Source organism: Candidatus Spyradosoma sp. SGI.093 (genome assembly GCF_050314555.1).
Lineage (GTDB): Bacteria > Verrucomicrobiota > Verrucomicrobiia > Opitutales > UBA953 > Spyradosoma.
In genome coordinates, this window is sequence record NZ_JBNPNH010000008.1 from 19,913 (window position 1) to 40,210 (window position 20,298).

Genomic DNA, 20,298 nt, shown 5'->3' on the forward strand with positions numbered 1-20,298 from the left:
CGCCATTCGCTCATGGATCCTTCCGAAATCAATCTGCGCACGCATCACACGCTCGCCTGCATCTGGGACTTCGACAAGACGCTGACTCCCGGCTACATGCAGGTGCCGCTGTTCGAGGAATACGGCATCGACGAGACGAAATTCTGGATCGAGGTGAACCGCCTGCCGGAGCTCTACGCGCGGCGCGGCATCCACGTCTCCAAGGACACGGTCTATCTGAACCACCTGCTCAGCTACGTCAAGAACGGGCCGCTGCGCGGGCTCACGAACAAGAAGCTCCGCGAGCTCGGCGCGCGCATCCCGCTCTGCCCCGGCGTTCCCGAGGTGTTCGGCAAGCTCCGCGACTACGCGAAGAAGCTCGGCGAAGAGCGCAGTCTCGACATCGATCTCGAGCACTACATCGTGAGCACCGGCCTCGCGGAGATGATCCGCGGGAGCGCCGTCGCGCCGCACGTAGACGGCATTTACGGCTGCGAGTTCATCGAACAGCCGCTCCCGCCGCACTACACGGAGCAGGACGAGCTCGCGCTCGAACTGCCGTCGGAGATTTCCCAGATCGGCGTCATGGTGGACAACACGATCAAGACGCGCTTCATTTTCGAAATCAACAAGGGCTCGAACAAGAATCCCGAAATCGACGTGAACGCCGTCGTGCGCCCGCAGGACCGCCGCGTGCCGTTCGAAAACATGGTGTACGTCGCGGACGGCCCGAGCGACGTTCCCGTGTTCTCCGTCGTGCGCAAGGGCGGCGGCTTCGCCTACGCGGTGTACTCGCGCGAGTCCCGCGCCGAGCGCCGCCAGAACGACACGCTGCAGGAATGCAAGCGCGTGAACGGCTACGGCCCGAACGACTACCGCGACACGGACTTCACGTTCGACTGGCTCTGCATGCGCCTCGAAGACATGGTGAACCGCATCCGCAAGGAGCGCGACTACGCGCTGCAGTCGCAGATCGCCCAGCCGCCGCGCCACCTGCACGCGGGCGCGCTCGCCGGAAGCGCCGCCGCGCGCCCGCAGACCGATCCCGAACCGCCCCCGCCGCAACAACCGTCGCTTTTCTGAAAAAATGCCCGCTCCCAAAAAACGCCCGCGTTCCCGCAACGGCCGCGACGCGGACAACGGCAGGCGCCCGCCCGCGGACGCCGCCGCCGTCTCCGCGCCCAAAGGCGGCCTCGCCGCCGAGCCGCGCCCGGCGCTCTTTCTCGTCTTTCTGCTGCTGGGCGCGTTCACGCTCACGGCTCTGGCGTCGTTCTCGCCCCGCCAGGAATTTTTCTTCAGCGAAAGCCTGCTCGACGGCTTCGTGCTCGAAAGCCCGCTCACGGACGGCAATCTGTGCGGCAAGCTCGGCGCGACCTTCGCCGTGCTCGCCTTCAACTTCTTCGGCGTCGGCGCGTTCATGCTGCCGTTCTTCGCGTTTCTCATCGCGTTCTGGATGCTGCGTTCCCGCGCGGACGCCTCAATGTACTGGAAGTGCACGCTGATGTTCTTCCTGCTCGCCTCGGGAACGCTGCTGCTGACGCTTTTCTTCGACGAGACGACACGCTTCGCCGTCATGCCCGAGGGCGTCGGCGGCGGCTTCGGCAGGCTGCTTTTCGGCGATCTCTGTCGCCCGCTCCTCGGCGTCGCGGGAACGGCGTGCCTCGGCGCGGTCGTGTACCTGCTCTGCCTGACGTCGCTGCTCGTCGCGCCGCCGCAGCGCATTCTCGCGAAGCTCACGGACGCCGTCGCCGCCGCGCTGAGCCGCCGCCGCGAACGCGCGCGCGCGCTCCGCGAAGAGCGCCGCCGCCTGATCGAGGCGCGACGCCGCAACGCGCTCGCGCTCCGCGAACAGCTGCGCGAGGCGCAGATCGAAGCCAGCAGCGCCGTGCCCATGCGCGCGGGCGCGCCCGTCGCCGTGCTTCCCGAAAAATCTTCCGACGACGACGAAATCGATTTTTCCGACGTTCCCGTCCGCGAAAACGCCGTGCCCGAATGCGCCGCGGGAATGCCCGAAAGCGCTCCCGAACCCGAAGCGCCCGCGGAGACGGACGCCGCCGACGCGGAAGAGGAACGCGCTCCCGAGCCGGAAAAAATCCTCGGCACGCTGCGCCCGTTCCCGCGCGAAGAGACGGAAGCCCCCGCGCCCGTTCCCGCCGCCGAAGCCGAAACCGCCTCTCCCGAGGAGACGCCGCCGCCGCGCGAAACGCCCGTTCCCGCGCCCGCCGCGAAGGAAGCGCCCGCCGAATTCCGCGTCATCGAGAACGACGCGATCGAGCGCGCGGAGCTCGCCGATGAACCGCTCCGCCGCGGCGCGTACAAGTTCCCGCCGATGGAGCTGCTCAAGGCGCCGCCGGAGGAAAAGATTTCCGAAGCCAGCCACGAGGAATTCCGCGAACGCGGCGAGCAGATTGTCTCCGCGCTCGCGAAGTTCAAGATCTCGTCGGAGCTCACCACCGTCCAGGTCGGTCCGACGATCACGCGCTACGAAATCACGCCGCAGGACGACGTCCGCGTCGAAAAGATTCTCAGCCTGCAGAACAACATCGCGATGCGGCTGAAGGTGCAGAGCGCGCGCCTCGCGCTCGTTCCCGAGCACGGCACGGTCGGCATCGAGGTGCCGAACCGCAAGCCGAAGCCCGTCTTCATCCGCGAAATTCTCGAATCCAAGGCCTGGCATGAAAACGACATGGAAATCCCGATCGTGCTCGGCAAGGACGTCACCGGCAAGCCCGTGCTGATGGATCTGGCGAAAATGCCGCACGGACTCATCGCGGGCTCCACGGGCTCGGGCAAATCCGTCTGCATCAACGGCATCGTCACCTCGATTCTTTATTCCGCGTCCCCGGAGGACGTGCGCCTCGTCATGGTGGACCCGAAGGCGGTCGAACTGCAGATGTACAACAAGGTGCCGCACATGCTCATTCCCGTCATCACCGACGCGAAGAAGGTGGCCGGCGCGCTCAAGTGGCTCATCAACGAAATGGAGCGCCGCTACCAGTTGCTGAAGGCGGCGAACGTCCGCAACATCGTCGGCTTCAACGCCAAACTCATCAAGGACCGCGAAGAAGCCGCCGCCGCGCGGGAACGCGCCGCCGCGATCGAAAAGGAACTTTCCGCCGAAGAGCGCGCCGCGATCGCCGAAGGCGAGGAAACGCGCGCGGAGCTCTCCGTCCCGCGCGACGAAGGCGTGCTCGACGAGCTCGCCGCCAAGCGGAAAATGTCCTACATCGTCTGCATCATAGACGAATTCGCGGACCTCATGCAGGTCGTCGGACCCGAAATCGACTCCGCCATCCAACGCCTCACGGCGAAGGCGCGCGCGGCGGGAATCCATCTCATTCTCGCGACGCAGCGGCCGGACGCGAAGGTCGTCACCGGCGTCATCAAGGCGAACCTGCCCGTGCGCGTCGCGTTCAAGGTCACGTCCGCCGTGAACAGCAAGATCATTCTCGACGAAGTCGGCGCCGAATCGCTCATCGGCAAGGGCGACATGCTCATCCTCCCGCCGGGAACGTCCGTCCTGAGCCGCGCGCAGGGTTCCTTCGTCTCCGAAAACGAAATCGACGCCATCGTCAATTACCTGTACGACGAGAACGGCGCACCCCAATACGCGCAGGAGGTGCAGGAGGCCATCGACCGCGCCGCCGAAGAGGCGGAGGCGGAAAAGAACGGCGGCAAGGGCGCCGACGAGGACGACGTGGACATCAACGACGACGAGGCGCTCGCCGACAAGGCGTGGGAGATCATCCGCACGACCAAGCGCGCGTCCACGTCGTGGCTGCAGACGAAGCTGCGCATCGGCTACGGCCGCGCCACGCGCGTCATGGACGTTCTCGAGGAACGCGGCTGGATCGGCCCGCCGCAGACCGGCTCGAAGACGCGAGACATCCTCCGCGACGACTGATCCCGCCGCCGGAGCGGAAAAGACGGGGCGCGGCGTTTTCGTCGCGCCCCGCTTCGCGTTCCCGCGGAGCGCGCTAACGCAAATCTAACAATTCCCGAATCGCTTCCGAATTTTTTCCGCGCATAATCGCGGAAGAAAGAATTTGTTATGGCGACGAAAATCCTCATCGTTGAAGACGACGAAGCGATCCGCGACGTGATCCGCTTCACGCTGGAAAACAACGGCTACAAGAACGTGCTGACCGCCGGCGACGGCGAGGCGGGGCTCGCGCTCGCGCGGCGGGAGCTGCCCTCGCTCGTGCTTCTGGACCTGATGATGCCGAAGCTGGACGGGCTGAGCGTGTGCCGCGAGCTGAAGCGGGACGAGGCGACGCGCGGCATTCCCGTGATCATGCTCACCGCCAAGGGCGAGGAAAGCGACATCGTGCTCGGGCTCGAGATGGGCGCGAACGACTACGTCACCAAGCCGTTCAGCAACAAGGTGCTCGTCGCGCGCGTCCGCGCCCAGCTGCGCCAGGGATTCGAGATGGACCACAGCGGCGAAATCCGCTGCGACGCGCTCGTGATGAACACGCTGGAGCACACGGCGAAGCTCGACGGAAAGCCGATCGAGCTCACGTTCACGGAATACGGCATTCTGCAGCTGCTCGCGAAGCGTCCGGGGCGCGTCTTCACGCGCGACCAGATCGTCTCCAAGGTGAAAGGCGACGACTATCCCGTGACCGACCGCGCGATCGACGTGCAGATCGTCGGGCTGCGGCGCAAGCTCGGCGCCTGGGGCGCGAACATCGAGACCGTGCGCGGCGTCGGCTACCGCATGAAGCACTGCGAGCTCTGAGCGCGTGGGAACGCATTTTCCAAAAAAAACGGAGATCTCCGGCATGAAGAATCGGGACAAAATTCTTTTCGCGGTGCCGCTGCTCGCGGCGCTCGGCGTCGCGGCGCTCGCGTGCGCGCTTTTCTGGCACACGTCCGAATTCGAACGGGCTTATCTGCGCGAGGCGCAGGGCGAGCTGCTCGACGGCGAATCGCGGCTCGCGGAAGCCGCCGTCCGCCCGGCGCTGGAACGCGGCGACGTGCTCGCCGCCGTCGAATTCTGCAACGGCTTCAAGGACGCGAAGACGCGCCTCACGCTCGTGAACGCCGCGGGCGAGGTGCTCGCGGACTCTTCCGTCGAAGGCGAAGCGACGATGGACAACCACCGTTCCCGCCCGGAGATCGACGCCGCGCTCGCGGGAACGCCGAACTCGACGCAGCGCTACAGCGCGACGCTCGACGCGTGGATGATCTACGCGGCGATTCCCGTCCGCACGACCGCGGGCGATCTCTACGCGCTGCGCGTCGCGAAGAGCTCGCACGACGTCTCCCGCGTGCTTTCGCTGGGCAAGGCGAACACGGCGCTCGCGCTCGTGCTCGGCGGCGCGATCGTGCTGCTGCTCACGTCCTACATCCTACTGAAGGTGCGCCGCCCGCTGGAAACGCTGCAGCGGGAAGCCTCCGCGATCGCGGCGGGCGAGCTGAAACGCAAGATTGTCGTGCCCGAAAGCGGCATCGCGCGCGAGCTCGCGCAGACGATTTCGCGCATGGCGGAACAGCTCAAGACGCAGATCCGCGAAATCACGGCGGAGCGCAACGAACGCGAATTCATCTTCAATTCGCTGACCGAGGGCGCGATGCAGATCGAACGCGACGGGAACGTCGTGCTCTGCAACGAGGAGGCGAGAAAACTCTTCGCGCCCTACCCCAACGCGCAGAAAATCAACATCTTCCGCTGCGGCTCGCCGGACCTGATCCGGCTCGTCCACAAGGCGTTCCTGACGGGCGCGAAGATCGACCGCGAAATCGAGACGGAAACGAACGGCCTGCGCCGCACGCTGCTCGCGCAGGGCGGCATCATCGAGCGCGGCGGCGAGCGCTTCCTGCTGCTCACCGTCACGGATCTGACGAATCTGCGCCGCCTCGAATCCTTCCGCAGCGACTTCATCGCCAACGTCTCCCACGAAATCAAGACGCCGCTGACGAGCATCCTCAGCGCCGTCGAATCGCTGCAGGACGGCGCGCTGCGCTCGCCCGAAAACGCCGCGAAGTTCCTGAAGATTCTCCACGGGCAGTCGAAGCGCCTCAACGCGCTCGTGCGCGACATTCTCAGCCTCGCCGCGCTCGAACGCCGCGAAGTCTCCGGCGAAAAGGAATTCACGCCCGTGCAGCTGGACGCGACGCTCGAAAACGCCGTGAACGCGTGCCGCGACCTCGCGGACGCCGCGGGATTCCGCCTCGAAATCACGCGCAACGACGCCGTCGAGCTCAACGGCGACTCCCAGCTCATCGAACAGGCGATCGTGAATCTCGTCGGCAACGCCGTGAAATACAGCGGCGGCGACCGCGCGGAAATCTCGCTCGAGCGCCGCGGGAACGTCGCCGTCGTCTCCGTGCGCGATTTCGGCGTCGGCATCGCGGCGGAGCACCTGCCGCGCCTTTTCGAGCGCTTCTACCGCGTGCACAAGGAACGCTCGCAGAAGCTCGGCGGCACGGGACTCGGCCTCGCGATCGTGAAGCACGTCGCGCAGCTGCACGGCGGGAACGCCGCCGTCGAAAGCACGCCCGGCGCGGGAACGTGCTTCCGCATCGAGCTCCCGCTCTGAGTCCCGCGCTCAGACGGAGACGGGAAAATCCGTTTCGAAGTTCGGACGGAAAAAGCCCGCCGTCGTTTCGCCGGAAACGCGCAGCGCCCACGTTCCCGCCGCGCGAAGATTCTCGGGAACGGCGAACGGCGCCTCGCCCGAACGCAGCCCCGCGCGGGAACGCGTTTCGGCGACGACGATTTCCTCGTCGATCTTCATTTCCGGTCTGCCGTTCACGACGGTCCCGCTCGGCTCCAAAAGCACGAGCGCGATTTTCAGCGAACGCATCTTCGCGGGATCGCCACGCACGACGCGCCACGACACGAGCGCGTTTCCGCCGCGCGGCAGCGGTCCCGAGGGCGCGAGCGTCAGCGCGTAGCGCGGATTGAAAGAACCGGCGATCGCCCGCAGCGCCGCGGCCGCGAGACCGATTCCGACGAGCACGAACGGAATCAGGAAAAAGTGCACGGAGGAAAATCCGGTTTCTTCGAAACGAGAAAACGCGAAGACGAGAAACACGGAAATCAGCGTGTTCCACATCACGGCGAAGACGATCATGGCGAACGGGCTCGAAGAAGACGCCGCCGGCTCGAGCTCGCCGAGCGCGCGGGAACGCTCCCGCGGCCTCCTTTCGCGGGAACGCCCGCCGATGTGCGGAAGCACGGCGAAACCCGCGCCGAAGACCGCGAACGCCGCGCCGAAAAGAGGCGTGATCATCTTCCTCGCCGCGAAGCCGCCTTCGGGCCGTTTCAGCGAACACTCGCCCGGATTTTCCGGATCGTGCCAGCAGTTTTTCAGCTTACGGAAGCGCTCCAGCCGCGCCGCCTCGGCGGCACGATCGTTCGACGAGACGTCGCCCGTGAAAAAGATTTTGTCGCCGCGGAACGTCTTTCCGCCGACGGAAAACTCGAAGACGATTTCCGGCGCATACGTCGTCCCGCCTTTTTCGCTCGTGTGCCTTTTCAGCTTCGAGGAAACGATGCGGCAGGGCGCGGGAACCCACGTCGCCGCGGCGTCGTTTTCGGCGAGGCAAGTCTTCACGCCGGACGCGATGAAGCAGATTCCGACGACGCAGAAAACCGCCCCGAAAACACTGAAGACGATTTTCGGAGCGAGCGACGGATTTTCCGCCGCGCGCTCCGCCTCCTCCGCGTTTTCCTCGCCGCGGAAAGGATTCGGCGCGGAGGCGGCATCCGGCGCGTCCTCCGCCGGCGCTTCGGCGGGAACGCTCCCGCACGGCGGCGCGGTGAAGACGAGATGCAGCACGCGGACCGCTAAAATCGCGAAGCGGAGAAAAAACGCGACTACGCCGAGACCGAACGCTACCGCGAGAACGAGGAACAGCACGTTGCCCTTCGAGCCTTCCGCGCCGAACAGCCCGACGAAATCTTCCCCTAACCTGCAAACGGCCGCGACGCCGAAACCCGTCGCGAAAAGCGCGGGAACGAGCGGAAGTCCGGCGATGAACGCGCGCGCGATGCGCGTCCGCGCCGCGAGATACTCGCGACGGACGTCCTCGAAACTTTCGCGGCCTTTCCCGCGCGAAGAAAAAGAGAAACGCATAGGCGGAGCATCATGCCTTCAAAGCCGCGAAAACTGAAACCGAAAACGCGGCGAAGCCCCGTCGCGGAAAAAAATTATTTGAACAAACGTTCGACAAAGATAAAATCGGACGCATGAATCTGATTCAAAAACACAGGAACGCGCTCGCGGACGCGGCAGTCTTCGTCGGCTGCGTCGCGGCGACGGCGCTGATCGCGAACCTGACGCTGTGGGCGGATCTTCGCCTCGGCATCATCCGCAGCGAAATGTCGTTCACCGAAAACGCGCAGCTGCTCTTCGTCGCGCTCACGATCTTCACGTTCGTCCGCTTCATGCGGGAACGGCCGGAGTTCCGGCACGCGTGCGCGCTCGTCGTCGGCTTCTTCTGCGCGATCTTCGTCCGGGAATGCGACGGCTATCTGGACGCGGTCGTGCACGGCTTCTGGGTCGTTCCCGCGCTGTGCGCGACGGCGGTCGCGCTGTTCTTCGGGCTTCGGGACCGGCGCGCCTGTCTGCGGGAGGGGCTGGCGCTGCTCGCCTCGCCGATGCTCGTGGTCGTCGCCGGGGTCGTGCTGCTGCTCGTCTGGTCGCGTCTTTTCGGCATGAGCGGCTTCTGGCGCGCGCTGATGGGCGAAAGCTACATGCGGGAAGTCAAGGTCGTCGCGGAGGAAGGGGCGGAACTGCTTTCCTACGGCGTGATTCTCACGGGCGCGATTCTGCTGCGGCGCCGGTTCCGGCGGCGCGTTCCCGCGGAGGCGTGAAAAAAGACCTGTCCGACGAGCGGACAGGCCTTTCGGGGAAAAAACAAGCGTAAAGCTTATTTCGTCTTGGCGGCGACGGCCTTGAGCGCGGAACCGGCCTTGAATTTGACCGACTTCGACGCCTTGATCTTGATCTTCTCACCCGTCTTCGGATTGACGCCCTGACGCGCGGCGCGCGCGGCGACCGAGAACGTGCCGAAGCCGATGATCTGGACGGCCTTGTCCGCCTTGATGCCGGCCTTGATCGCGTCAAGAACGGCTTCGACGGCGCGTTCCGCGGCGGCTTTGGAGGTATCTCCGCCGAGGCTCGCTTTTACTTTTTCGATGAGTTCACCTTTGTTCATAATTATGATGGTAAGTATTGTTGTAGGTCGTTAACGTTTTGTTAACGCAGATAAATACAGGCTTGAACGGCGATTGCGTCAACAGTTTTCCTCCGCGGGAACGCAAAAAAAATAATGCGCCGGGCGCGAAAAAAACGCTTGTGCTCCGCCCGTCTTCATGCTTGCGCGCGTTCCCGCTCTCCGCCTCGCGCGGAAAGACGAAAACGCCGCGAATCCCTTTAAAATACGGGCATTCGCGGCGTCTCTCGCGCGGGAACGCGTGCGCGCTCACTCGAAAGGCTTTTCCTTCGTCTCGGTCGGAATCACGTTGTCCGTCGGCAGCAGGAACGCCGCCTCCTTGTTCTTCACCCAGACGTTCTGGTCCTTGAAGAACTTGGCGGGAACGAACTCGCACGCTTCGGAAATGCTCTTCACGGGGTTGCGGCGGCCTTTGCGCGTGCGGTTGTATTCGTAGGCGGCGACGATGATCTTTTCGGTCGCGGTGAACTCGCTGTCCTCCTCGGGAATCTGCACGACGTAGCCCGTGAGCTCGACGCCGTCGAGCGCGCCTTCGGGGTCGCACGCGACGAAGACGAACTTCTTCTTCGCGGCGGGAACCTTGTTCTCCTTGTTCTCGAGCTGCTCGAGCTTGATCTCCTCCTGAATCTCGGAGATGATCTTCGCCGTCATGCGCGCGTCCACCTTGTTGCGCGTGAGCACGAGCTGTAAAATGTCCAGATCTACTTTTGCCATGACCGAGCATCACAACCTTTTTTCGCGGGAACGGCAAAATTTTTTTCCCGTGTCTCCCTTCCTTTGCCGTTCACAAGCCGCGCGTTTCGTGCTTCCATAACGGGCATGACGATTTCGGAAAAAATCAGACAATGCGCCGCGCGCGTCGAAGCCGCGTTCGCGCTTCACGTTCCCGCGGAGGACGCGCGCCCCGCGCCGATTCACCGCGCGATGCTCTACAGCCTGCGCGCCGGCGGGAAACGCGTCCGCCCCGTGCTCCTGCTCGCGGCGTTCGAGGCGTTCCCGTCCGACAACGATCCGCTGCCCGCCGCCGTCGCGATCGAGTGCCTGCACACGTATTCGCTGATTCACGACGACCTGCCGTGCATGGACGATTCCGACCTGCGCCGCGGCAAGCCCACCTGCCACAAGCAGTTCGACGAACCGCTCGCGCTCCTCGCCGGCGACGCGCTGCTCACGCACGCGCTGACGCTGCTCGCCGACGCCTACGCGTCGAAGCCGGAGCTCGCCGTCGCGCTCGTCCGCACGCTCGGCGACGCCGCGGGCTCCCGCCGGCTCATCGGCGGCCAGGTGGAGGACATGCTCGGCGAGCGCGGCGAGGCTTCCGCCGAGCGCCTCGACTTCATCCACGAAAACAAGACCGCCGCGCTGATTTCCGCCGCGCTGGAGATGGGATTCCGCCTCGGGAACGCGCCCGCCGAAGCCGTCGCCGCCGTGCGCGGAATCGGCCGCGACGTCGGCGTCGCCTTTCAGATCGTCGACGACGTGCTCGACGAGACCAGCGACGCCGAAACGATGGGCAAGCCCGTGCGCGCCGACGTCGGCAACCGCAAGCTGACGTATCCGCGCTTCCACGGCATGGAAAAATCGCGGGAACGCGCGCGGGAGCTTTCCGAGCGCGCCGTCGCCGCCTGCGAAAAGCTCGGCGGGAACACGGAATTCCTCGTCGGCATCATCCGCGCGATGGCGGAGCGCGTCCGCTGACGCAGGCGGGAACGCGACGCGCGAAACGCATCCGAAATTCAATTACACGAAAAAGACATGGCGACCTCGCGCAGTCTCTGGACGCAGAAGATCCTCGGCGGCGGCAAGCCCGGCGGGAACGCCGCCTCGCCGCGCACGAATCTCGTGGACCGCCTTCCCGAAAGCCGCAGCCGCGCGCGCTCCGCGCCGGCGCTTCCCGGCGCGCGGACGCCCTTCGAAGGCTTCGTGCTCGGCGTCGACCCGAGTCTGCGCGGGAGCGGCTTCGCCGTCGTCGAATTCGCGCGCGGAAGCGAGCCCAGGCTGCATTTTTCGCGCACGCTCCGGCTCGCCCGCGAGCTGCCGTTCGCGGACTGCCTCGGCGAAATCTACAAGCTCTGCTCCGACTGCTGCTACGAATATCCCGTGCGCCACGTCTCGCTCGAAGAGACGATCTACGTCAACAACTTCAAGGTCGCGCAGGTGCTGGGCGCGGCGCGCGGCGCGGCGATCGCCGCCGCGAACGTGATCGGCATCCCGATCTTCGAATACCCGCCGCTGCGCATCAAGCAGGCGGTCGTCGGCTTCGGGCGCGCGGGCAAGGCGCAGGTCGCGGGCATGACGAAGCAGATTCTCCGCCTCGCCGAATCGCTCCCGTTCGACGAGTCCGACGCCGCCGCCGCCGCGCTCTGCCACGCCTACACGTTCCGCGAAGCGCCGTCGCCGCGCGGCTGACGAAAACGCCATGGCGACCTATCGCGGCAGAATCGCTCCGACGCCGACCGGGCTGCTCCATCTCGGGCACGCGCGGACGTTCGCGCTCGCCGCGCGGCGCTGCCGCGAAGCCGCGGGAACGCTCGTCCTGCGCATCGAAGATCTGGATACGCTGCGCTGCAGAAAGGAGTTCGCCGACGCCGCGATCGAGGACCTGCGCCTGCTCGGAATCGCGTGGGACGAAGGTCCCGACGTCAGCGGCCCGTGCGCGCCCTACGTGCAGTCCGAAAACCTGCCGTATTTTCTGAAAATCTGGGAACGCCTGAAGAACGCCGGCGCGATTTATCCCTGCCGCCGTTCCCGCAAGGACGTCGCCGCCGCCGCGCGCGCGCCGCACGCGGAGGACGAGACCGCCGAGCCGATCTTTCCGCCCGAATGGCGCCCGCCCGCGGGCACGGGAACGGAGCTCGACGCGCCCGGCGATTACAACTGGCGCTTCCGCGTGCCCGACGGCGAGGCGATCGAGTTCTTCGACGCGCTCCAGGGGCCGCAGCGCTTCGTCGCGGGAGAGGATTTCGGCGATTTCGTCGTGTGGCGGCGCGACGGCGTTCCCGCGTACGAGCTCGCCGTCGTCGCCGACGACGTCCGCATGGGAATCACGGAAGTCGTGCGCGGCGCGGATCTGCTGAAATCGACGGCGCGGCAGATCCTGATCTACCGCGCGCTCGGCGCCGCCGTTCCCGCGTGGGCGCACGCGCCGCTCGTGCTCGACGAGCACGGCCGCCGCCTCGCCAAGCGCTCCGACGCGCTCTCGCTCCGCGCCCTCCGCGCCCGCGGCGAAAAGATAATCTGACGCGCGCCTCCGACGTTCCCGCGCAGACGCGGAGAGCGCGCCCGCCCGCGCGCGCCTACGCGCTTGCGCCGGGGCGGGGAAAAGCTTAGAATCTCTCTTTTCAAAATTATTCGTCATGAGTCAAGATTCCGAAAAACCCAAGTTCATCAACGAAAAATCCGTTCCCGCGGGAACGCCCATGCGCGGCGCCGACGTCGTCGTCCGTTGCCTTGAAAAGCTGGGCGTGGACACGGTTTTCGCGTATCCGGGCGGCTCGGCGATAGAGCTCAACCAGGCGCTCACGCGCTCGACGAAGATCCGCACGATTCTGCCGCGCCACGAACAGGGCGGCGGCTTCATGGCGGGCGGCTACGCGCGTTCCACGGGCAAGTGCGGCGTGTGCTTCGCGACGAGCGGACCGGGCGCGACGAATCTCGTCACGACGATCGCCGACGCGTTCATGGACAGCATTCCCGTCGTCTTCATCACGGGGCAGGTGTTCTCGCAGTTCATCGGCAAGCAGGCGTTTCAGGAAACGGACTTCTACGGCATGACGCTGCCCGTCGTGAAGCACAGCTTCCTCGTGCTGAAGGCGGAGGATCTGCCGCGCGTGATGTTCCGCGCGTTCAAGATCGCGACGAGCGGGCGCCCCGGCCCCGTCGTCGTGGACATTCCGAAGGACGTGCAGCAGGCGATGTTCGTGCCGCAGTTCCCCGCCTCGACGGACGACCTCGCGCCGCGCATTCCCGGCAAGCTGCACGCGATGGACGACGAGCTGAAGCTCGTGCTCGACCTCATTTCCTCGGCGAAGAAGCCCGTGCTCTACATCGGCGGCGGCGTGATCTCGTCCGAATCCTCCGAGCTGCTGCGCGAGTTCGCGCGCCTCACGGGCATTCCCGTCGCCTCGACGCTGATGGGCGTCGGCGCGTTCCCGGCGGAAGATCCGCAGTCGCTCTACTGGTTCGGCATGCACGGCACCGTCGTCGGCAACTGGGCGGTCTATTATTCAGACCTGCTCATCGCGATGGGCGCGCGCTTCGACGACCGCATCACGGGAACGGTCGAAAAATTCGCGCCCAACGCCACGATCGTCCATTTCGACATCGACCGCTCCGAGCACAACAAGAACAAGAAGGTGCAGTTCCCGATCGAGGGCGAGCTGCACGACGCGCTCACGCGCCTCATCGACCTCATCAAACGCACGGGCTTCCGCAAGCCCGACCTTTCCGCGTGGTACGCGACCATCGACGGCTGGAAGAAGGAACACGGCTTCCCGTTCCGCTACGACCGCGGCGACTGCCCGCACATTCTCCCGCAGGAGGCGGTCGAGACGCTCTACGAAGAGACGAAGGGCGAGGCGATCGTCTGCACGGGCGTCGGCCAGCACCAGATGTGGACGCCGCAGTATTACAAGTTCAACAAGCCGCGCACGTTCATCTCCTCGCTCGGCGCGGGAACGATGGGCTTCGGCTTCGCGGCCGCGTGCGGCGTCGCCGCGGCGCATCCGGACAAGACCGTCGTCAACGTGGACGGCGACGGCTCCGTGCTGATGAACATTCAGGAACTCGGCACGATGGCGATCGAAAAGCTCGCCGTCAAAACGATGATTCTCAACAACCAGCACCTCGGCATGGTCGCGCAGTGGGAAGACTGCTTCTACGGCTCCAACCGCGGGCAGACTCTGCTCGGCGACGTGAACAACGTCGGCTCGCCCGACAATCCCGGCGGGCTCTACCCGGACTTCGTGACGATCGCCAAGGGCTTCGGCGTCAAGGGCCGCCGCGTGATGAAGCGCGAGGAGCTCCGCGACGCGATCCGCGAGATGCTCGACACGCCCGGACCGTTCGTGCTCGACGTCGTCGTGCCCTACGGGCCGCACGTGCTGCCGTTCATCCCGCAGAAATGCTCCGCGCTCGACATCATGACGACGCAGAAGGTGGACGCCTGCCGCCAGTGCGGCAAGTGCCCGTGGCAGATCAAGTGAACGCGCCCGCGCGCCCGCGCCGAAAACCGCCGGTCTCCTCCGGCGGTTTTTCGTTTTGCGGAGACGCGGCTTTTGCGTTCAAATGGACGCAGAATCCGCCATGGAAAAAATTCTCGTCATCAAACCCTCGTCGCTCGGCGACATTCTCCACGCGCTGCAGGTCGTCGAAACTCTGCGCGAAAACCGCGGACGCGGGAACGTCGAAATCACCTGGCTCGTGCGCGACATCTTCGAGCCGCTGCTGAACGTGTGCGCGACGGTGGACCGCACGATCGTCTTCGAGCGCGGCAAGGGGCTGCGCGGCATCTGGGAAACGGGCATGCGGCTGCGGCGGGAACGCTTCGACCTCGTGCTCGACATGCAGGGGCTGGCGCGCTCGGCGTTCTGGGCGCTCTGCGCGCGCGCGCCGAGAAAAATCGGACGCGGCGACGGGCGCGAAGGCTCGCGGCTCTGTTTCCGCGAGCTCGCGGGAGCGCCCGCGGCGGGCTTCGGAAACGCGCACGCGGTGGAAATCCTGCTCCAGTTTCTCCCGAAACTCGGACTGCCCGCGGAGCCGCGCGGCAAGGTCGAATTCCCCGGCGCGAAACTTTCCGACGCGATTGCCGAACGCCTCGCCGCGACGGGAACGGACGAGGCGCCGATTCTGCTTTTCCCGGATTCGCGCCGCGCCGAAAAGGAATGGAAGGGCTTCGTCGCGCTGACGCCGCTGCTGCTGGAACGCTTCCCGAAGACGCCCGTCGTCTGGGTCGGACAGAGCGCGCTGCGGAGCGATCCCGCGTGGGACGCGAACCCGCGCTTCGTGAATCTGATGGGCAAGACGCGCCTCGCGGACGTGATCGCGCTGATCGCGCGCGCACGCCGCTGCGTCACGAACGACAGCGGGCCGATGCACATCGCGGCGGCGATGGGCGTTCCCGTGCTCGGGCTTTTCGGGCCGACTTCGCCGCGCCTCTACGGGCCGTTCCCGCTCTCGCGCCCCGGCAACCGCGTGCTCGTCGCGCCCGACGGCGACCTCGCGAAGCTCTCCCCGCAGACCGTCCTCGAAGCCGTCTGAGGTAAAAGCCGTCCGCCCTTCCCTTTCGCACAAACTTTCCCGAGGATCTCGCGGATTTCACGGGAGGGTAAGCGTCCCGCTTGCTCCCGAAATCCTTCCCGCAGAAACTTCCCGCCAGGACGCAAAGGCACAAAGAAAAACCGCGAAGTCAAAGAAAGTTAAAGAAAAGTTTTTAAAGGGGAAGCGACATGGTTCCACGCTTCGCTTACTTGTCGCTTTTCGGAATCCGCGAACGCAAACTTCCCTTTAAGCTTTACCCCTTTAAGCTTTAAGCTCTTTAACACAGAGGAACGAAGAAACAGGGGAACGCAGGGCAAGCGTCCCGCTTGCCCTGCGAAAAACCGCGAACGGAAACTTCACCGCCCCGACGGGGCGAAACAAACATAACCCCATGCGCGCGACAACGCGCGCGCTTGGGGAAAAACCGCATATGCGCCGCGCCTGAAAGGCGCAACCGCCCGAAACGTTCGACGTTTTCCCGGTACGCCGTTCCCGCGGGAGTGAATCCAATCCCTTAAAATCCCCGAAATCCCTGTTCCTTTGCGCGCGCCGCCGCGACGGAGACGCGGACGTCTCCGCTCCCAAGGCGCACAAAAAAACGTCCCCGAGGATTTCTCCCCGGGGACGCACACACTAACTAACACACACTATGAAAAAATGGATGAGAAAAAGTCGAGGAGTAGAGAAGATTTAAAAAGTTGAAAAGTAATTACCTTTTAAACTCCTCCACTCCTAAACTTTTAAGCTTTCTTCCGGCGACGGCGCGTTCCCGCGAGCGCGAGCGCCCCGAGCCCCGCCAACAGCCCGAACACCGACGGCTCCGGAATCGTCAGCGTCAGCTGCAGCGTGTTGCCGTCAAGCGTCCACTTCGCACTGTTGAGCCACGCTTCGTCTCCGTTGAGGAGCTCCCACGCGTCCGCCATCCTCGTCGTCACGTCATCTCCGGAAAGCGTGGTCCCGTAAATCGAGAACACCGCCGCCGTCATGATGGCGAACGTCCGCTCTTCCGCGCCCGCGGGAAGATCGACGCCCGCGAAATCAATCACGAGCTTCGCGCCTTCCGCAATCGTCACAGTCGTGCTGTTTGCCGTCGAAACGGTCACGTTCATGCCGGCTTTCACCTGCAGTTTCGCATCGCTGTTCACCGTCACCGGCCCCGTCCCGAGCGCGCTCGTGTTCGCCGCGATCAGCGTTCCCGCCTCGACCGTCGTCCCACCCGTGTAGGTGTTCGCCTGCGTCAGCTTCAGCGAACCAGTTCCTTGCTTCTTGAGAATGGCGGAAACGATTTTATTGTCGGCTTGAACATCCGCAGCTCCGTAATTGTAAACGACGGAGCAGTTGTTCCCCCACTCGATGTTGCCTTTTCCGGAAACGGAGCTCTGTCCTTCGGAAAGTTGAGGCGTTCCAGAAAAAGTCAGAACGACGTTGGTATTGGCGCCCGAAGTCTTTCCAGTGTTGGAAAACTTTCCCTCGAACTCGGAAACGTTTCCGGTGAAAGTGAACGCCGTTCCCGTGCCCCACGCCATCACGATATCGCCGGTGCCGGTAATCTTTCCCGCGAAAGTCACGGCGCCGGTCGAAGTTCCGTTCGTGACCTTGTAGCCGTAATTTTTACCGTTCGTAGTCGAATTGACGAGATGCAGATTGGCATTCACCGTTTCGGCGAATTCGGCGAAAACGCCGTCCACGCCCGAGAACTCAATCGTCGACCCCGTCGTGCCGTAATTCGCCATGAAAAACGCAGTATGAGTAATCGTTCTGTCCTTGAACGCCACCGTTCCCATCCAATTGTTGAACTTTGTCGAATCGGACAGACTCAGCGTTCCCGTCGAGCCGAGGTCGATTCTTCCCGAGCCGGAAAGCTGCGTCGCGGAAACCGCAACCGAGCTCGTCAGCGTGCCGTCCACGCTCAGCGCACTCGACGTCGTCACGGCAGCATTGACGTTCAGCGTGCCGCCGTTCTGCACGACGAAACCGCCGCCAAGGCTACCGAGCACGCCGCCGTTCAGATTCATCGTCGCTCCGCTTTCGACCGACACTGCGCCCGTAGAGAAAATCTTTCCGCCGCCCGACGCCGCGTCGAACGTATACGTTCCCGAAGAAACCTTCATCGTATCGACTGTGACGTTCCCCTCCACGGAAACCGTTCCCGCATTGGAGCTCGTGAACTCGACGCTGTCGCCGACCTGGAAAGTCTCGGCGCTCCCGGACGTCGTCACACTCCAACCGCTTCCGTTCGCCTTCCACGTGCCGGAATCTCCGCCCGCCCAAGTGAGCGCGAGCGCGTTCTGCGTCACGGAATCGATCGCGAGCACGCCGTCGGTGTTGGAAACCGTTAAATTCGTTCGATTTCCGAAAACATTGCCGTTCAGGAGGAAGTTCGCCAAAGAGGGCGTCGCGGAGCCGTCGCCGAACGTCACCGTTCCCGCCGAAATCAGCATTCCGGTTTCAAGAGCGCTGAGATTGAAAATCGTTCCCGCGTCGAGCGTCACGGCGCCCGTCACGGCGAACGCCGCCGTGCCCGCGTTCAGCGCGCCGGTCGAAAGAATCGCCGCGCCGTTCGTCGTCAGTGTACCGCCGATCGCCACGGAGCCGCTTGTCAATCCGCGCGCAAGCGTCGCGCCGTCCGCGACGACAACGTTGCCCCTGCCGAGCGCGGACGCGTTGCCCGCGACAAGCGTGCCCGCAGAAACAGTCGTCTGCCCCGTGTACATGTTCGTGCCCGCGAGCGTCACCGTGCCCAAGCCAGTTTTCGTAAGCTCGCCCGCACCGGAAATCACGTTGGAAACCGTTCCCGTCGCAGCGGCGAGTTCGAGCGTTCCCGCGTTTGCGATTGCCCCCGAGCCGAGCGCGCCCGCGCTCGCCGCGACGAGCTTGCCGGCGGAAATCTCCAGCGAGCGATATGTGTTCCTGCCGGAAAGCGTCAGCGTTCCAGCGCCCTGCTTGACGATTTTCGCGTTGGTGTTGTTTGTCTTTACGATATCGCCGCTCACCGCCAAATCCGCGGCAACGTCAAACGTCAGCGTATCCTTTATCCGAATGTTGGCGGAAATCTGCGATCTGGTCGCCCCGACTTCCGTGGCGATTGTGCCGCTACCAAAATAATCCAAGGAGACGGTCTGATTATTATTCTGCCCCCCCGTTCCCGTAATCGTGCCGCCCGAAAGAACGATTTTCTTTCCGGATCCCATCGACCAACGCGCGTCCAAATGCAACGTGCCGAGAACGTTGAGAATCTGAGATGCAGCAGAATTATGCCACGTGACGGCATCCGTCGTCGCGCTGTAGAGCGTCGCGCCCGAGGCGATGACGACGTTACCGTTGAGCTTTTCGACGCCCGTGACGTTCGTCACGCCGCCGGAAATATTCAGTGTTCCGCCGTTATTGAGCGTGCCCGAAAACACGTTCGCGCCCGTAAGCGTTCCAGCGCCGCTTGCTCCGACGGAAATCGTGCCGCCTTCGGCGATTTCGAGCGTCGCGCCCGAGGAAATCGTGCCCGAGTAGGTCAGCGCACTCGCGCCGGTTTTCTTGACCACGCCGGAAGTGATGTTGGTCGCGAGAGTCTTTGCGGCCGCAAGATTCACGGTCGCCGTCTTGCCCATGGCGACGGCGATGGAAGTCGCGGCGAGCGAGCCGTCCGTGCCGACGGCGAAAGTGTAATTGTCCGCGACGGAAATCGTTCCCGCCCTGACGTCGGAATCGATCGCCACGGTCTTCGCGAGCGCGTCGTCCGAGCCGAAATAGACGTTCCCGTCGTTCACGAACGCAGAAGCGTTCCCGGACAAAGTCCAATTCGTGTTCGTGTCCGTCGTGTTCCACGCATTGTTTGAGCCCGTTCCCGCCCAGAAATACGACGTCGAGCTCGTGTCCGTCCCCGTCGCGACGATGGACATCGCGCTCGTCATATCGGAGGGTTCGAGCTTGGAATTGAACCAGTAAAGATTGGAATACTGCACGCCTGCAAGCCTCTTGGCCAAGCCGATGGAAGTGATGTTGCCGGAGCCCTTGAGACCGCTGTAGGTCTTCACCCCGTCCTTCCCGTAAACATAAAGATTCGTTCCGCCGTTATCGAACGAAATGCCGATGGTGATCAGACCATTGACGGCCCAATCGCTATCAATCGCAATCGGCGTATTGCTAGTATCGTTATCCCAAACCTCGTTCTCCCAAGCCCCGGCGAGCCCTCCGCTTTTCAGAGCCGCGCCCGTGGTTCCGGTATTCGTGCCCGCAAGAAGAACCGCGTCGCTGTTCGAACTGGAAAAAACGCTCGCGTCCACCGTGAATATCGCGGAATAAGTGTAGCGGTTGGTGTTTCCGCTCGGCATATTCGTCGTAAGCGACGCGCCGGACGTTCCCGCGGAAATCGTCGCCTGCGTGCCGGTCGAAGTATAAATGCCGGTATCCGATCCCGAGATGCCGGAGAGACTCCAGCCAAGATCGGTGATGCTGTTGATCGTCTCCGTATCAAAGGAATCGATGAACAGCGTCGCGTCCGTCAGCGAGGTCGCATACGCGGGAACGGCGCTCATCGCGGCGGCGGCGAGGAGGGAGGTGATAAACAGTTTTGAGGGTTTCATTGCGTGATTGTGGATTTGTGCGGTTATTCTGTAAGTTTTGGGCGCGATTATGTGCGGTTTCAGAGACCGAGGAGAAGACGCCGTCCAGACCGCTTGAACAAAAGGATTTGCCCCAAAATCGAATTGCGCGGGATTCGGCAGCATTTCGAGGCGTCCGCGAACGCGGGCGAACAAGGGCTGACCGCGGGGCGACGGCACCTTCCCGAAATCTGCGCTCATCCGCGACATCTGCGGCTAAAAATTTGCACAGCGTCACGGAAAAAAAATTCGTGAAATTCGTGCAATTCGTGGACTT

At 64.0% G+C, this 20,298-nt stretch carries 14 protein-coding genes; 10 read left to right on the forward strand and 4 right to left on the reverse strand.

The features are described from left to right. Positions 1-12: 12 nt before the first annotated feature. The 4 genes from ACQREB_RS07620 (at position 13) to ACQREB_RS07635 (ending at position 6,524) form a co-directional block, all read left to right on the forward strand. Positions 13-1,062, forward strand: coding sequence for an HAD family hydrolase (locus ACQREB_RS07620; RefSeq protein WP_427767276.1), 1,050 nt, complete (start codon positions 13-15; stop codon positions 1,060-1,062). Between the two features lie 4 nt (positions 1,063-1,066). Further along, on the forward strand, positions 1,067-3,883 hold the full coding sequence (locus ACQREB_RS07625) for a DNA translocase FtsK 4TM domain-containing protein (RefSeq protein WP_427767278.1): 2,817 nt from the start codon (positions 1,067-1,069) through the stop codon (positions 3,881-3,883). 147 nt (positions 3,884-4,030) lie between these two features. After that, complete coding sequence (locus tag ACQREB_RS07630; RefSeq protein WP_427767280.1) at positions 4,031-4,720, forward strand: response regulator; 690 nt, start codon at positions 4,031-4,033, stop codon at positions 4,718-4,720. 43 nt (positions 4,721-4,763) lie between these two features. Further along, a complete protein-coding gene (locus ACQREB_RS07635; protein WP_427767283.1) occupies positions 4,764-6,524 on the forward strand; it encodes an ATP-binding protein in 1,761 nt (586 codons plus the stop codon). Between the two features lie 9 nt (positions 6,525-6,533). On the opposite strand, the gene ACQREB_RS07640 is transcribed toward ACQREB_RS07635, so the two are convergent. Further along, the gene (locus ACQREB_RS07640) at positions 6,534-8,066 is read right to left on the reverse strand and encodes a DUF3592 domain-containing protein (RefSeq protein WP_427767285.1); all 1,533 of its coding nucleotides are present in this window, start codon (positions 8,064-8,066) and stop codon (positions 6,534-6,536) included. A 113-nt stretch (positions 8,067-8,179) separates the two neighbouring features. Here ACQREB_RS07640 and ACQREB_RS07645 point away from each other — a divergent pair, with 113 nt between their 5' ends. Further along, positions 8,180-8,806 carry a hypothetical protein gene (locus ACQREB_RS07645; protein WP_427767288.1) on the forward strand — a complete coding sequence of 209 codons (627 nt, stop codon included), beginning with the start codon at positions 8,180-8,182 and terminating at the stop codon, positions 8,804-8,806. Positions 8,807-8,862: 56 nt separating this feature from the next. Here the strand turns inward: ACQREB_RS07645 and ACQREB_RS07650 are convergent, their stop codons facing one another. Together ACQREB_RS07650 and ACQREB_RS07655 are read right to left on the reverse strand one after the other, a co-directional pair. Beyond that, complete coding sequence (locus ACQREB_RS07650; protein WP_427767291.1) at positions 8,863-9,150, reverse strand: HU family DNA-binding protein; 288 nt, start codon at positions 9,148-9,150, stop codon at positions 8,863-8,865. A 267-nt stretch (positions 9,151-9,417) separates the two neighbouring features. Then, positions 9,418-9,882, reverse strand: a complete 465-nt coding sequence (locus ACQREB_RS07655) for a hypothetical protein (RefSeq protein ID WP_427767293.1) — start codon at positions 9,880-9,882, stop codon at positions 9,418-9,420. Positions 9,883-9,987: 105 nt separating this feature from the next. Between ACQREB_RS07655 and ACQREB_RS07660 the strand changes: the two genes are divergently transcribed. The 5 genes from ACQREB_RS07660 (at position 9,988) to ACQREB_RS07680 (ending at position 15,426) form a co-directional block, all read left to right on the forward strand. Continuing rightward, positions 9,988-10,866, forward strand: a complete 879-nt coding sequence (locus ACQREB_RS07660) for a polyprenyl synthetase family protein (protein ID WP_427767295.1) — start codon at positions 9,988-9,990, stop codon at positions 10,864-10,866. Positions 10,867-10,923: 57 nt separating this feature from the next. Continuing rightward, on the forward strand, positions 10,924-11,577 hold the full coding sequence (locus tag ACQREB_RS07665) for a crossover junction endodeoxyribonuclease RuvC (RefSeq protein WP_427767298.1): 654 nt from the start codon (positions 10,924-10,926) through the stop codon (positions 11,575-11,577). 10 nt (positions 11,578-11,587) lie between these two features. Continuing rightward, positions 11,588-12,409: a glutamate--tRNA ligase family protein gene (locus ACQREB_RS07670; RefSeq protein WP_427767300.1), complete on the forward strand. Its 822-nt coding sequence runs from the start codon at positions 11,588-11,590 to the stop codon at positions 12,407-12,409. 115 nt (positions 12,410-12,524) lie between these two features. Then, positions 12,525-14,372: a biosynthetic-type acetolactate synthase large subunit gene (ilvB, locus tag ACQREB_RS07675; protein WP_427767302.1), complete on the forward strand. Its 1,848-nt coding sequence runs from the start codon at positions 12,525-12,527 to the stop codon at positions 14,370-14,372. Between the two features lie 82 nt (positions 14,373-14,454). After that, the gene (locus ACQREB_RS07680; RefSeq protein WP_427767304.1) at positions 14,455-15,426 is read left to right on the forward strand and encodes a glycosyltransferase family 9 protein; all 972 of its coding nucleotides are present in this window, start codon (positions 14,455-14,457) and stop codon (positions 15,424-15,426) included. A gap of 740 nt (positions 15,427-16,166) precedes the next feature. Here ACQREB_RS07680 and ACQREB_RS07685 read toward each other — a convergent pair. Beyond that, complete coding sequence (locus tag ACQREB_RS07685; RefSeq protein WP_427767307.1) at positions 16,167-20,003, reverse strand: beta strand repeat-containing protein; 3,837 nt, start codon at positions 20,001-20,003, stop codon at positions 16,167-16,169. Between the last annotated feature and the right edge of the window lie 295 nt (positions 20,004-20,298).